This window comes from Isoptericola sp. NPDC057653, assembly GCF_042799955.1.
In the GTDB taxonomy this organism is placed as follows: domain Bacteria; phylum Actinomycetota; class Actinomycetes; order Actinomycetales; family Cellulomonadaceae; genus Isoptericola.
The window spans coordinates 107356-119973 of sequence record NZ_JBHVHP010000001.1 but is presented as its reverse complement, the minus strand read 5'-3'; the positions used below and the strand labels follow the sequence as shown (position 1 = coordinate 119973).

The window sequence follows — 12618 nt, the reverse complement described above, 5'->3', positions numbered from 1 at the left end:
CGCCGCGCGGACCGTCGTGCCGCTCATCGTCGGGGCGCCCCGGTCAGGCGGCCCGGCGTCCGGCGTCGTCCTGCGGCCGGAACGCGTCGAGCCCGTGCCCGATCTGCTCCGCCCGCCGCGTCACCTGGCGCTCCCATGCCGACGCGTCGGTCCGGTCCGCGACGGCGTCGAGGGTCGCGCCGAGCTGCTGCGCCGCGCCCCGCGCCGCGCGCAGCCGCCGCACGGCGTCCGCGGCCCAGCGGCCCACCGCCCGCACCGGGGCGGGCGTGCCGCGCTGGTAGGAGCGGGCGAGACGCTCCCGCCGGTACTCCAGCTCCGCCTGGATGGCTCGGTCGAAACCGATCATCTGGTCCATCTCGATCCCCTCACCGGCCGGTCCTCCCGGCCTTCCGTGCCGGCCACCGCCGGCTCTCCCGATCTCGTGGTGACCACGCTCGTCCTGAGGCCCCGGTGCGGGGATCGGGCAACCGTCCCGTCTTCGGCCGTGGGGTACCTCAGACGTCGGGCCGGGAGGGTCCGGGGTGCGTCTGAGGTGGGGTCCCGGCGGTCTGAGCCCCCCGGTCGGGGGTGCAATACCCGGCATCCGTTGCGACGTGGGTCACAGCGGACGCACACTGAGGGGGACCGGACCGATACGGGGGTGGACTCGTGGCTGGATCTGTTTCAGGCGCCTTCGACGCGCTGCCGATGCTCGGGCGCGGCAAGCACCGCAACCCGAAGAAGGGCGCGTGCTTCATGGAGCTCGCGTCGTTCCTGGCCGGTGAACGCTGGAGCGACCATCCCCAGTGCACGCACCCGCTGCTCGCGATGCTGGCCCGCGCCGTGAACGACCTGACCTCCGACGGGAACCGGCCGCAGCTCGCGCCGCTCATCCCGTCCGTCATCGGGCTGACGAGCTCCGACCCGCGCTGGGACGTGCAGATCGCGCTGCGTGCGGCGCAGGTGGCGTTGCCCGTCGCGCCCGCGGACCGGCAGCAGACGCTGGCCGTGGCGATCATCGGCGCCGAGCGCATGCTCGACGTGCTGGACGGGCGCCCCGAGGGCACCCTCGCCCCGGAGAGCGCCGACGCCCTGGCCGCGTCGCCCAAGACCGCCGAGTGGGCCTACCGGTTCTGCGAGGGCACGCGCGTGCGTCCCAAGCGGTTCGTGCGCGACGCCGCCCCGTCGGTCGTCTCGACCGCCGTGCAGGGCATCAGCGAGGCGTTCGTGCCCGACACCGACGCCCGCCTGCGCGGCCTGCTCGCGGCCACCATCGAGGACGCGCGCCGCTGGGCCGGCCGCACCGACGACGACCGCCCGGCCCTCGTCGAGGAGGAGTGGGCGCCCGTCGTGAAGCCGGCGGCCGCCGCGGGCTGAGCACCCACCGACGGAGCGATTCCTCCGCGTCCCGACCGAGGGCGCGGAGGAATCGTCATGTCGGGGATCGGCCGCTCTGGTAGACCGGATCCGTGACCGATTACCAGCCCGACGCCACGACGACCGCCGTCGGCAACCCCCTCGAACGGCTCACCCTGGACGACCTGCGCCGCCGCACGTCCGTGAAGTGGCGGGTGCACCCGCCGGACGTGCTGCCGCTGTTCGTCGCCGAGATGGACACGCCCGTGGCGCCCTGCGTCGTCGACGCCGTGCGCGCCGCCCTCGACCTCGGCGACACCGGGTACGACATCGGGACGACGTACGCCGAGGCGCTCGCGCCGTTCGCCGAGGAGCGGTGGGGGTGGGTGCCGGACGTCGCGTCGAGCCGCACGATGCCCGACGTCATGGTGGCGATCGTCGAGACCCTCCGCGTGCTCACCGCGCCCGGGGACGCCGTCGTCGTCACGCCGCCGGTGTACCCGCCGTTCTACGGCTTCCCCGGGAACGAGGGCCGCCGGGTGCTGGAGGCGCCGCTCACGGAGGACCTGCGCCTCGATCTCGGCACGCTCGAGGACGCCTTCGCGCGCGCCACGGGTGCCGCCGACCAGGGCACGGGTCCCGGGTCCGGGCGGCGCGCCGTCCTGCTCCTGTGCAACCCGCACAACCCCACCGGCACCGCGCACACGCGCGCCGAGCTCGAGGCCGTCCTGGCGCTCGCGGACCGGTACGACGTGCGCGTCGTGGCCGACGAGATCCACGCGCCGTTCACGTTCGAGCGCGTCGCGGCGGGCGCCGCGCCGTTCGTGCCGCTGCTGTCCGTGGCGGGCTCGGACCGGGCGGTGGTCGTGCAGTCGGCGTCCAAGGCCTTCAACCTCGCCGGGCTGCGCGCGGCCACGCTGCTCGGCGGGCCGGGCGCCGCCGCCGACCTGCGCCGCATCCCCGAGGAGGCCGGGCACGCCGTCAACCACCTCGCCGTGCTGGCCCACGCCGCCGCCTACCGCGACGGCGGCCCGTGGCTCGACGCGCTCCTCGACGGCGTGCACCGCAACCGCGGCCTCGCGGGCGCGCTGCTCGCCGAGCACGCCCCGGCCGTGCGGCTGCGGCCGGCCGACGCGACCTACCTGGCGTGGCTCGACGTCCGCGCCGCCCTGCCCACCGGCGTCCCCGCCGCCGGGGCCGCCGACCTCGTGCTCGAGCGCGGCCGGCTCGCCCTCGAGGACGGCGTGCGGTTCGGCGCGGGAGGCGCGGGGCGGCTGCGGCTCAACCTCGCCACCTCGACGGCGGTTCTCACCGAGGCGGCGCAGCGCCTCGGCCGCGCCCTCGCCGGGGCCTAGCGCCCGTAGTCGGCCGCGGCCGCGGCGCCGAACGCCTCCTCGAGGGTGCCGGTCCCGGCCAGGTGCATGCGCGTGGCGAGGGCGGTGCCCACGTAGCGCAGGTGCCACGGCTCGGCCGAGTACCCCGTGACGTCCTCGGCGCCCTTCGGGTACCGCACGACGAACCCGTGGCGCCACGCGTTCGCGGCCACCCAGCGCCCGGTCTCCGTGCGCCCGAAGCGGGTGTACGACGTGCCCTGCTGGGCCACGTCGACGGCCAGCCCCGTCTGGTGCTCCGAGAACCCGGGCCGCGCCGAGAACGTGTCCGCCTCGCGGCGGCCGTGCCCGGCGACGTAGCGCGCGTACAGGCGGCGCTGGTCGGCCTCCGAGCGGTACGCCGACGCCAGCACCAGCTCGCGGCCGGTGGCGTGGTCGGCCGCCGCGGCCAGCCGTTCCAGGGCCCGGGCCGCCCGGGGCCGCAGCCGGTCGTGGGCGCCGAGGGCCGGGACGTCGGGCCTCACCAGGTCGTCCGGGGCCCAGCCGCGCGGGCTGATCGGGCGGGACTTGTTGACGAGCACCAGGGGGTCCGCGGGGTCGTCCACGGGGGTCCACGCGCGGGTCAGGGCCATCGCGTCGTCGGGCCGCGGGACGGGGATCGCGGCGCCCGCCGCGGCCGCCGGGACGATCACGCCGCAGGCCACCACCGCACCGGCGACGGAGGCCGCACAAAATCTATGCAGCACCGTTACCAGGACACGGGGGGACATGCCGTCAAGACTGCCAGGAAGCCGATAACCTCGCCAAGGTGCGCCGCTACCGCCTCGCCCTCGCCGCCGTCCTGGCCCCTGTGGTGGCCGTGCCCCTGGTGGCCTGCACGAGCCCCGACGTCCCCCCGGTCGATGCCGCGGCCAAGGCGCTCGCGACCGCGCTGCTCGCCGGCGACGTGGGCGACCTGCCGCTGAAGGCGCCCGGGTCGGTCGACCCGCAGGCCCAGCTCACGCAGGTGCTGGAGCCGCTGGTCGACGCGGCGGGCAAGCGGGAGCGCACGGTGAAGGTCGCGGAGGTGGGCAAGGCGGTCACCAAGGACGGGGCGACGACGGCGGACGTCACGCTGGACTGGGCGTGGCCGCTGGGCCGCGACCTCTCCTGGACGTACTCGACCACCGCCCACCTGGCGTACACGGCGCCCGAGAGCGGCGACGGCGACGGCACGTGGCGCACCACGTGGAGCCCGGACGTGCTGGTGCCCGACCTCGCGCCCGGCGAGCGCCTGCGCGTCAAGACGCTCGACGCCGACCGCGGCGACCTCCTCGACGGGCACGACAAGCCGATGGTGACGTCCCGCGGCGTCTGGCACCTCGGGGTCGACAAGACGGCGGTCGAGGGCCTCGGCGAGGAGTCGGCCGCGCGCGACCTCGCGCAGCTCGTGGGGCTGGAGCCCAACGAGTTCTTCGCCAAGGTCGAGGCCGCGGGCGACAAGGCGTTCGTCGAGGCGATCACGATCCGCAAGGAGAGCTCGGGCGTCGACTTCACGGTCGACGACGCGCTGGACATCATCGGCGTGCGCGCGATCGAGGACACGCAGGAGCTGGGCCCCACCAGCACCTTCGCCAAGCCGATCCTGGGCCGGGTGGGCGAGGCCACCAAGGAGGTCGTCGAGAAGTCGAAGGGCGCGATCCAGGCCGGCGAGGTGGTGGGCCTGTCGGGGCTCCAGGCGGACTACGACGAGCAGCTCACGGGCTCGCCGGGCGTGGTCGTCTCCGTGGTGCCCGCCGGCGGCGCGGACGGCGACGTGGGCCTGGACGGCGAGCCCTCGAAGGACAAGGACGACAAGCGCGAGCTGTACCGCGTCGACGCGGTGGACGGCACGCCCGTGCGGACCACGCTCGACCAGGACCTGCAGGAGCACGCGGAGGACGTGCTCGACGACGTCGACCCGGCCAGCGCGATCGTGGCGATCCGGCCGTCCGACGGCGCGGTGCTCGCCGCGGCGAGCGGCCCGGGCGGCGAGGGCTGGTCCACCGCGACGCTCGGCCAGTACCCGCCGGGGTCCACGTTCAAGGTGGTCGACGCCCTCGCGATGCAGCGCGCGGGGATCACCCCCGACACGAAGGTGGCCTGCACGGACTCGATCACGGTGGACGGTCGCACGTTCGGCAACGTGCCCGGCTACCCGTCGTCGGCCACCGGGAAGGTGCCGCTGAGCACCGCCTTCGCGCACTCGTGCAACACGGCGATGATCGCCCAGCGCGACAAGGTCGCGCAGGCGGACCTCGCGACCGCGGCGTCGGACCTGGGCCTGGCCGACGAGAAGGTGGCGGCGGAGTCGATGGGCGTCGGCGCGTTCCTCGGCGCGGTGCCGGCGGAGGCGGGGGAGACCGAGCACGCGGCGTCGATGATCGGCCAGGGCAAGGTCCAGGCGTCGCCGCTCGGCATGGCGACGGTCGCCGCGAGCGTCGCCGCCGGTCAGCGGGTCGAGCCGGTGCTGGTGCGGGGCGACGAGAAGAAGAAGGACGCGGCGAAGCCCTCGACCCCGGGTGTCGGCGAGGACGAGGCGAAGGTGCTGCGCCAGCTCATGCACGGCGTCGTCACCGAGGGCAGCGCCGACATGCTGCAGGACGTGCCCGGCATCGTCGGCGCCAAGACCGGCACCGCGCAGTACGGCGACGGCTCCCGGCAGCACGTGTGGATGCTCGCCATCGTGGACGACCTCGCGGTGGCCGTCTTCATCGAGGACGGCCACCGCGGGTCGGACACGGCGGGGCCCGTCATGGAGGACTTCCTCGACGGGCTGTGACGGCCGTCAGAGCTGGCCGTGGCCCTTCTTCGAGGGCACGCCGGCGATGAGGCCGCCGTCGACGACGAACTCGGAGCCCGTGGAGTAGCTGGACTCGTCGCTGGCGAGGAACACGATCATCTGCGACACCTCGGCCGGGTCGGCGGCGCGGCCCAGCGGGATGAGCAGGTCGTCGGGGTTCAGGGACGCCGTCATGGGCGTGGAGATGAACCCGGGGTGCACGGAGTTGACGCGCACGCCGTACGGGCCGAGGTCCAGCGCGACGGACTTGGTGAGCCCGCGGACGCCGAACTTGGACGCCACGTACCCGTGCAGGCCGGCGCTGCCGCGCATGCCCTCGACGGACGAGATGTTGATGATCGACCCGGCGCCCGCCTTCGCCATGATCGGCGAGACGGCGCGGATCCCCAGGAACACGCCCGTGAGGTTGATGTCGATGATCCGGCGCCAGGCGTCCGTGTCGAACTCGGTGATCGGGCCGCCGTTCGCGATGCCCGCGTTGTTGACGAGCACGTCGAGGCGGCCGAACTCCTCCAGCGTGACGGCGACGGCCCTGGCCCACTCGTCCTCGCTGGTGACGTCGAGGTGGACGTAGCGGGCGACGTCGCCCCGGGTGCCGTTGAGCTCGGTGGCGAGCGCCTCGCCCTTCGCGTCGTCGAGGTCCGCGATCACGACGCGGGCGCCCTCCGCGACCAGCGCGCGGGCGTGGGTGACGCCCATCCCGCCGGTGCCACCGGTGACGATCGCGACCTTGTTGTGGACGCGGCTTCCTGTGCTGACGGCCATGTCGGCCCTCCTTCGTGGTTCTGCGGTGAGTGGGTGCACCTGCCCGCCTGGGACGCGACGGTCCCGGGACGGAGGGGACGTCAGGGGGACGGCGTGGTCCACCAGGCGGGCAGGGCGTCGTGGGCGACGCGCGGGAAGAACCCGGGGTCGCGGGGCGGGGGAGCGCTGAGCCAGACCTCGAGGGCGCCGACGGTGCCGAGGCCGACGTACGTCGCGAAGGCGCGGGCGTAGCGGTCGGCCTGGTCGGCGGGGGTGCCGGGGTCGAGGGGCATGAGCCCGGGGTGCGCCCGGAGGTGGTCGGCGAGCGTGCCGGACACGTGGTCGGCGAGCAGCCGCGCGAGGGGCGCGCTGAGGCCGCCGTCGAGCGCCCGCTCGTAGACGGGCAGGTGCGCCTCGACGTGCGCCTGCAGCGCGCCGGTGTAGCGGGCCACGACGTGCTCGGCGTCGTCGTGGGTGGCGTGGCCGGCGACCTCCCGCACGTCGGCGTCGAACTCCGCGCGGATGCGGTCGAGCTCGGCGCCGAGCACGCGGGCCAGCAGGTCGGCCGGGTTCGCGGCGTGGTCGTAGAAGGTGGCCCGGTTGATGCCGGCGCGGGCGGCGACGGCCGACGCGGTGAGGTCGGCGACGTCCTGCTCCGCGGCCAGCTCGAGGACGGCGGTGCGCAGGGCCTCCGCGGTGCGTTCCACCCGCTTGTCCATGCCCGTCACCTCCGCTCTCCGACGTCTTCGACGCTACGCCGGAGAAACCAGTTAGGCAACACGTGTCGCCTAACTCACTTCACCCCGGCTGCCCGGGTGAGCCCACCGGGCCCGACCTAGGCTCGAAAGTGCCGCACCCGCCACCGACGAGGGGAACCGCCATGGTCAGCAGGACCCGAGGGAGCGGCCGCCGCCGCCCCCGCAGCGGGGACGTCGAGCTCAACCCCGTCTTCGTCCGCCCGGGAGAGACGCGCTCGGTGCCGCGCGACCGCCTCCCGGCGGGGGAGTCGCTGCCGGAGACGGCGTTCCAGATCGTCCACGACGAGGCCATGCTCGACGGCAACGCCCGCCTCAACCTCGCCACGTTCGTCGGCACCTGGATGGACGACCACGCCAGCCGCCTCTACCTCGAGGCCGCCGACAAGAACATGGTCGACAAGGACGAGTACCCGGCCACCGCCGCCGTCGAGGACCGGTGCTGGCGCATGCTCGCCGACCTGTGGCACGCCCCCGACCCGCACCACGCGATGGGCACCTCCACCATCGGGTCCTCCGAGGCGTGCATGCTCGCCGGGCTCGCGCTCAAGCGGCGCTGGCAGCAGGCCAGGCGCGACGCCGGCAAGCCCGTCGGCACCCCCAACCTCGTGATGTCCAGCGCGGTGCAGGTCTGCTGGGAGAAGTTCTGCAACTACTTCGAGGTCGAGCCCCGCTACGTGCCCATCAGCGAGGAGCACCGCGTGCTCGACGGGCACGACCTTTCGACGTACGTCGACGAGGACACCATCGGCGTCGTCGCCATCCTCGGCGTCACCTACACGGGCATGTACGAGCCGGTCACCGAGATCGCGGCCGCGCTCGACCGGATCCAGGCGTCCACCGGGCTGGACGTGCCCATCCACGTGGACGGCGCGTCGGGGGCGATGGTCGCGCCGTTCGTGCAGCCCGACCTGGTGTGGGACTTCCAGGTGGAGCGGGTCGCGTCGATCAACACCTCCGGCCACAAGTACGGCCTGGTGTACCCCGGCCTGGGCTGGGTGGTGTGGCGCGACGAGGAGGCGCTGCCGGAGAGCCTGGTGTTCCGCGTGAGCTACCTCGGCGGCGACATGCCGACCCTCGCGCTGAACTTCTCCCGGCCCGGGTCGCAGGTGCTGCTGCAGTACTACATGTTCCTGCGGCTGGGGCGGGCGGGGTACGAGGCCGTGCAGAACGCGTCGTCCGACGTCGCGCGGTTCCTCGCCGAGGGCGTCGGGAAGCTGCCCGCGTTCGAGCTGTGGAACGACGGCTCCGACATCCCCGTCTTCGCGTGGCGGCTGAAGCCGGGGCACACGGAGAACTGGAACCTCTACCACCTGTCCGACCGGCTCCGCACGCGCGGCTGGCTCGTGCCGGCCTACCCCATGCCCGACGACCTCACCGACGTCACCGTGCAGCGCGTCGTCGTGCGCAGCGGGCTCAGCCAGGACCTCGCCGCGTCGTTCCTCGCCGACCTCGAGGAGGAGGTCGCCTACCTCGACGCCCTCACCGGCCCGATGCCCACCGAGGGCCAGCGGACCGGCTTCATCCACTGACCCGGGCCCGGTGGCGAGACACTCTGCCTGTTCGGCGGCCGTGCAGGTCAGCGGGCGAAGCGCTCCGACCGCTCGCGCACGCGGCCGGCGCCGCGCCCGCCGTCGGCGTCCCGGTCCCACGTGTAGACCTCGGTGCCGGTGACGAAGACGTGCTCGGCGCGGGACCCGACGTCGAGCGGGTCGCCCGACCAGACGACGACGTCGCCGTCGAGCCCGGGCGTCAGCGCGCCGACGCGGTCGTCGAGACCGAGGAACGACGCCGGGTTCACGGTGAGCGCCTCGAGCGCGACCTGGGGGTCCAGGCCCTCCTTCACGGCGAACGACGCCTGGTGGACGAGGAAGTTGATCGGCACCACCGGGTGGTCGGTCGTGATGGCGACGCGCACCCCGGCGTCCGCGAGCCGGGCGAGGTTCCCGATGTCGCGGTGGCGCAGCTCCACCTTGGAGCGCGAGGTGAGCATCGGGCCGAAGATCACCGGCACGTCGCGCTCGGCGAGCACGTCCGCGATCGCGGCGCCGTCGGTGCCGTGGTTGACGACGAGCCGGTACCCGAACTCGTCGGCCAGGCGCAGCGCCGTCGCGATGTCGTCGGCGCGGTGGGTGTGCTGGTCCCAGGCGAGCTCGCCGGCGAGCACCCGCGCCAGGGTCTCCTTGCCGAGGTCGCGGGCGAACGGCTCGCCCTTCTCCTCAGCGGCGTCGCGCTGCGCCGCGTAGTGCTGCGCGTCGAGGAACGCCTGCCGGATGACGGCGGCCACGCCGAGCCGGGTGGACGGCTGCTTCTTCTGCTCGCCGTACACGCGCTTGGGGTTCTCGCCGAGCGCCGACTTCACCGAGACGGCCTCGCTGATCACCTGCTCGTCGACGGTGCGCCCGCCCCACGTCTTGATCGCGACCGTCTGGCCGCCGATCGGGTTGGCCGAGCCGGGCTTCACGACGACCGACGTCACGCCGCCGGCGAGGGCGTCGCGGAAGCCCTCCTCCTCGACGTTGATCGCGTCGAGCGCGCGCAGGTGCGCGCCGACGGGGTCGGTCTTCTCGTTGGTGTCGTCGCCGGCCCAGCCCTCGGCCTCCTCGTGCACGCCCACGTGCCCGTGCGACTCCACGAAGCCCGGCAGCACCCACCGGCCGCCCGCGTCGACGACCCGCACGCCGTCGGGCACCTCGACGTCCGCCCCCACCGCGGCGATGACGCCGTCGACGACGAGGACGGTGCCGCCGTCCACCGGCAGGCCGTCCACGGGGACGACGTGGCCGTTGGTGATCGCGACGGACGAGCGGACGGTGCGGATCGGAGAGTTCATGCGGCCATCATGCCGCCTGTTCGGCGGTCCCCAGGGAGGGCGCCCAATAGTCCAATCGCCCAATAAACCAATATAGTGGGCGCGTTCCCAGTGGTGTAGATCTGCGCAGAGTGAGGTGCGGCAGTTGCTGAACGACATCGAGCGAGCGCATGCCACGGCGGCCGTAGAGGAAGCGATGAAGTCGGGGGGCAACGCTCGGGTAGGGGTCATCATCGCCCGAGATAGTGAGGTCCTGACGACTGGGCACAAAGGAGAGCGCCCGGGTCTCCATGCTGAGCAGGTCGCTCTCGCCAAAGCTAACGAGCAGCACATCAACGTCGAGGGCGCTCAGCTCTACACGTCGTTGGAGCCCTGCGCGAACTCACGCACCAATCGCGTCCCGTGCGCCGAACTCGTGAGCCAGGCGGGCATCTCTGTCGTGTACATCGGCGCGTACGACCCGAATCCGCAGGTGTACAGACTCGGCTGGAGACACTTGCGCGACCACGGTGTCCAGCTGCGTGACTTCCCGGCTGACTTGCGGGCATGTGCGCGACAAGTCGCCGTCGACTTTGCCAAGGTTTTCACCAATGGTTTCGGGTTGAGCGCCGGCGCGAAGTTTGACTTCACGCAGAACGGCGGTCGGTTCACGATCAGCGTCGACGAGGAGCAAGGCTCACCCTCGTGGGAGACCAGATGGACCGATTGCGGCGCTCGCGCGATCTACCTGTACGGAGGGCGTCCCGGTGTCGTTGCTTTGGCCAGGTTTGCGAACGAGTTCGCAGAGATCGATGACGCCGATGCACTCGACTACGGGGGGACATCGGTGAAGGTTGAGATCGGCTCGATCGGCGTGATGCGCAACGACCACGGACACCTGTTGTGCCAGGTCGTTGCGATCGAGCCCACTGCTCAACATGGAGGGACTGGCCATGTCTCGGTGACGATCAGGTGGGAAGCGCGGCCCGCGGAGGGCCGAACCGCTTGAGACGCGCGCGGCCAGCCGACGACACGGCCGGGAGACCACGCGCTTCTTGCGGTCTTCGACGGCTTGAGGAACAACTCCTCTGAACTTCACGCGTCCACGGCCCATGAGCAGACCTGGGTGCTGTTGACGTGCAGCCGCCCTGCCGGTACTATCGCAGCAACACGACAGGCCCGCTTCTCGCGATGAGACGCGGGTCTGTTCTCTTTCTACCTCCGAGTTCCGGGGTGCAGGGCGATGCTCAAGTGACGACCCCGGACAGCACCTACGCGAAGCCCTTCCTGACCATCCCCGAGCAGGTGCGCCAGTTGCGCGAACGGGGCATGGACTGTGCTGACGACGCCTACGCGTCCGCCGTCCTTAAGCTCCACGGCTACTACCGGCTGTCGGGCTACTGGCATATCCGTCGGGCTCGCCCAGAGCCTCCCGCGCCCCGCTTCGACGGAGAGGGCCGCGAGATTCGCATGGACTCGTTCGTCCCTGGGACCAGCCTTTCGCAAGTGGTCGCACTTTACGAGTTCGACCACGAGCTGCGGACTCGCCTCGGCGATGCGCTGAGTGTGATCGAGACGGCGTTCAGATTCTTCATCGGCCACCGCCTGGGCAGGCTTGATGCATTTGCGCACCGGAGCCCGGAGAAGCTCGGTGCGATCCGGCAAGGAGAACTCGGCGCGCCAGCCGAATCAACAACGGCGTACCGCGACTGGATCGAGGAGTACAACCGCCACGAGGCGAGGGCCCGGGGCGACTTCGTCGTACACTTCCGCAGGGAGTACGGCCCGCACCTGCCGATCTGGGTGGCGACAGAAGTCATGTCCTTCGGTGTCTTGAGCAGCCTCTATGACCTAATGCCGCAGGGAGACCAGGAGATCCTCGCCGCGAGGTTCCAGGTCAATGCCGCCGACGGTCGCGGCGACCGCGGTGCCCTGGGGAACTGGCTCAACAACCTCCGGAACGTACGGAACATCTGCGCGCACTACGGCCGCCTGTGGAACCGTGTGTTCGACGTGCTGATCGATGCGCCGGGACAAGCGCGAAGGGACCCCGGTGAGGTCCTTGCGCCACTCGTGGACGAGGGTACGAACAATAGGCTCTACGGCGTCCTGCTCGTCATGCGGCACCTCATGCTCAGCATCACCCCCGAACGAACCGACGTCGTCGACGTCGCCGACTTCATCGCGGACCGGTCGCAGAGCCTCGGAATCGGCATGGGCCAACTAGGCTTCCCCGACGACTGGAAGCGCAGCCCGATCTGGGACCGTAGCTTCGCGCTCGACCAGTCGCCGATGATGGCCGCGAGCCTGCTCGATCGCGCCGAGAGTTTGACCGCTCCGCAGGCCCGCGCCACGTTGACCGCTGCAGAGCCGAAGCCAAAGGCCGAGCCCCGGTCGCCAGACCAGCTGGCCGCGGCGAGGCGGGGCGCACAGAAGTCCTTGCTGCGGACCTACCTGAAGTACGGGGTCGTGATCGAGGTCGAGCTAGGGAAGACCAAGTACTATCCCGCCTTCCAATTCCGGGACGGCGCGATCATCGACGCCCTCGCGGAGATCAACCAGGCGCTCGTCACCTCCTGCGACGACGAGGATCCCACGTGCGTTGCCGCGGGGCTTCTGGATTGGTGGCAAACGCCAAGCCCTGCTCTACCGCGGAACGAGGTCAGCACCGCGCGTTCGCCTCTCGATCTGCTCGAATCTCTTTCCGAGGAGGAGTTCACAGCCGTGATCCGCGAGTCGGATGCAATGAGTAGCTTCCGTGTACACCGGGATCCGCGCTAACCGACCGAACCGGCTGGTGCATCAATTAGGTCAATAGAAGACGGCTTGGACATACCGATC

The 12618-nt window shown here is 72.0% G+C and carries 11 protein-coding genes; 6 read left to right on the top strand and 5 right to left on the bottom strand.

Going from position 1 to position 12618, the window contains the following annotated elements:
• Window positions 1-43 precede the first annotated feature (43 nt).
• A complete protein-coding gene (locus ACFU9A_RS00485; protein ID WP_430573295.1) occupies window positions 44-346 on the bottom strand; it encodes a hypothetical protein in 303 nt (100 codons plus the stop codon).
• A gap of 302 nt (window positions 347-648) precedes the next feature.
• Here ACFU9A_RS00485 and ACFU9A_RS00480 point away from each other — a divergent pair, with 302 nt between their 5' ends.
• Entirely contained in the window at window positions 649-1356 is a 708-nt protein-coding gene (locus ACFU9A_RS00480) for a hypothetical protein (protein WP_430573294.1), read from the top strand.
• A 92-nt stretch (window positions 1357-1448) separates the two neighbouring features.
• Window positions 1449-2690 (top strand): MalY/PatB family protein, encoded by a 1242-nt coding sequence (locus tag ACFU9A_RS00475; protein WP_430573293.1) that lies wholly within the window; start codon window positions 1449-1451, stop codon window positions 2688-2690.
• Here ACFU9A_RS00475 and ACFU9A_RS00470 read toward each other — a convergent pair.
• The gene (locus ACFU9A_RS00470; protein ID WP_430573292.1) at window positions 2687-3436 is read right to left on the bottom strand and encodes a M15 family metallopeptidase; all 750 of its coding nucleotides are present in this window, start codon (window positions 3434-3436) and stop codon (window positions 2687-2689) included. The genes ACFU9A_RS00475 and ACFU9A_RS00470 overlap by 4 nt on opposite strands.
• A gap of 38 nt (window positions 3437-3474) precedes the next feature.
• Here ACFU9A_RS00470 and ACFU9A_RS00465 point away from each other — a divergent pair, with 38 nt between their 5' ends.
• Window positions 3475-5466 carry a penicillin-binding transpeptidase domain-containing protein gene (locus ACFU9A_RS00465; RefSeq protein ID WP_430573291.1) on the top strand — a complete coding sequence of 664 codons (1992 nt, stop codon included), beginning with the start codon at window positions 3475-3477 and terminating at the stop codon, window positions 5464-5466.
• 6 nt (window positions 5467-5472) lie between these two features.
• Here ACFU9A_RS00465 and ACFU9A_RS00460 read toward each other — a convergent pair whose 3' ends face one another.
• Together ACFU9A_RS00460 and ACFU9A_RS00455 are read right to left on the bottom strand one after the other, a co-directional pair.
• Complete coding sequence (locus tag ACFU9A_RS00460; protein ID WP_430573290.1) at window positions 5473-6252, bottom strand: glucose 1-dehydrogenase; 780 nt, start codon at window positions 6250-6252, stop codon at window positions 5473-5475.
• A gap of 80 nt (window positions 6253-6332) precedes the next feature.
• Entirely contained in the window at window positions 6333-6950 is a 618-nt protein-coding gene (locus tag ACFU9A_RS00455; protein ID WP_430573289.1) for a TetR/AcrR family transcriptional regulator, read from the bottom strand.
• A gap of 161 nt (window positions 6951-7111) precedes the next feature.
• Here ACFU9A_RS00455 and ACFU9A_RS00450 point away from each other — a divergent pair, with 161 nt between their 5' ends.
• Window positions 7112-8518: a glutamate decarboxylase gene (locus ACFU9A_RS00450; protein ID WP_430573288.1), complete on the top strand. Its 1407-nt coding sequence runs from the start codon at window positions 7112-7114 to the stop codon at window positions 8516-8518.
• A 47-nt stretch (window positions 8519-8565) separates the two neighbouring features.
• Here the strand turns inward: ACFU9A_RS00450 and ACFU9A_RS00445 are convergent, their stop codons facing one another.
• The gene (locus tag ACFU9A_RS00445; protein ID WP_430573287.1) at window positions 8566-9819 is read right to left on the bottom strand and encodes an amidohydrolase; all 1254 of its coding nucleotides are present in this window, start codon (window positions 9817-9819) and stop codon (window positions 8566-8568) included.
• A gap of 124 nt (window positions 9820-9943) precedes the next feature.
• On the opposite strand from ACFU9A_RS00445, the gene ACFU9A_RS00440 reads away from it, so the two are divergent.
• A complete protein-coding gene (locus ACFU9A_RS00440; RefSeq protein WP_430573286.1) occupies window positions 9944-10786 on the top strand; it encodes a deaminase in 843 nt (280 codons plus the stop codon).
• 242 nt (window positions 10787-11028) lie between these two features.
• Window positions 11029-12558: an Abi family protein gene (locus ACFU9A_RS00435; protein WP_430573285.1), complete on the top strand. Its 1530-nt coding sequence runs from the start codon at window positions 11029-11031 to the stop codon at window positions 12556-12558.
• Window positions 12559-12618 lie beyond the last annotated feature (60 nt).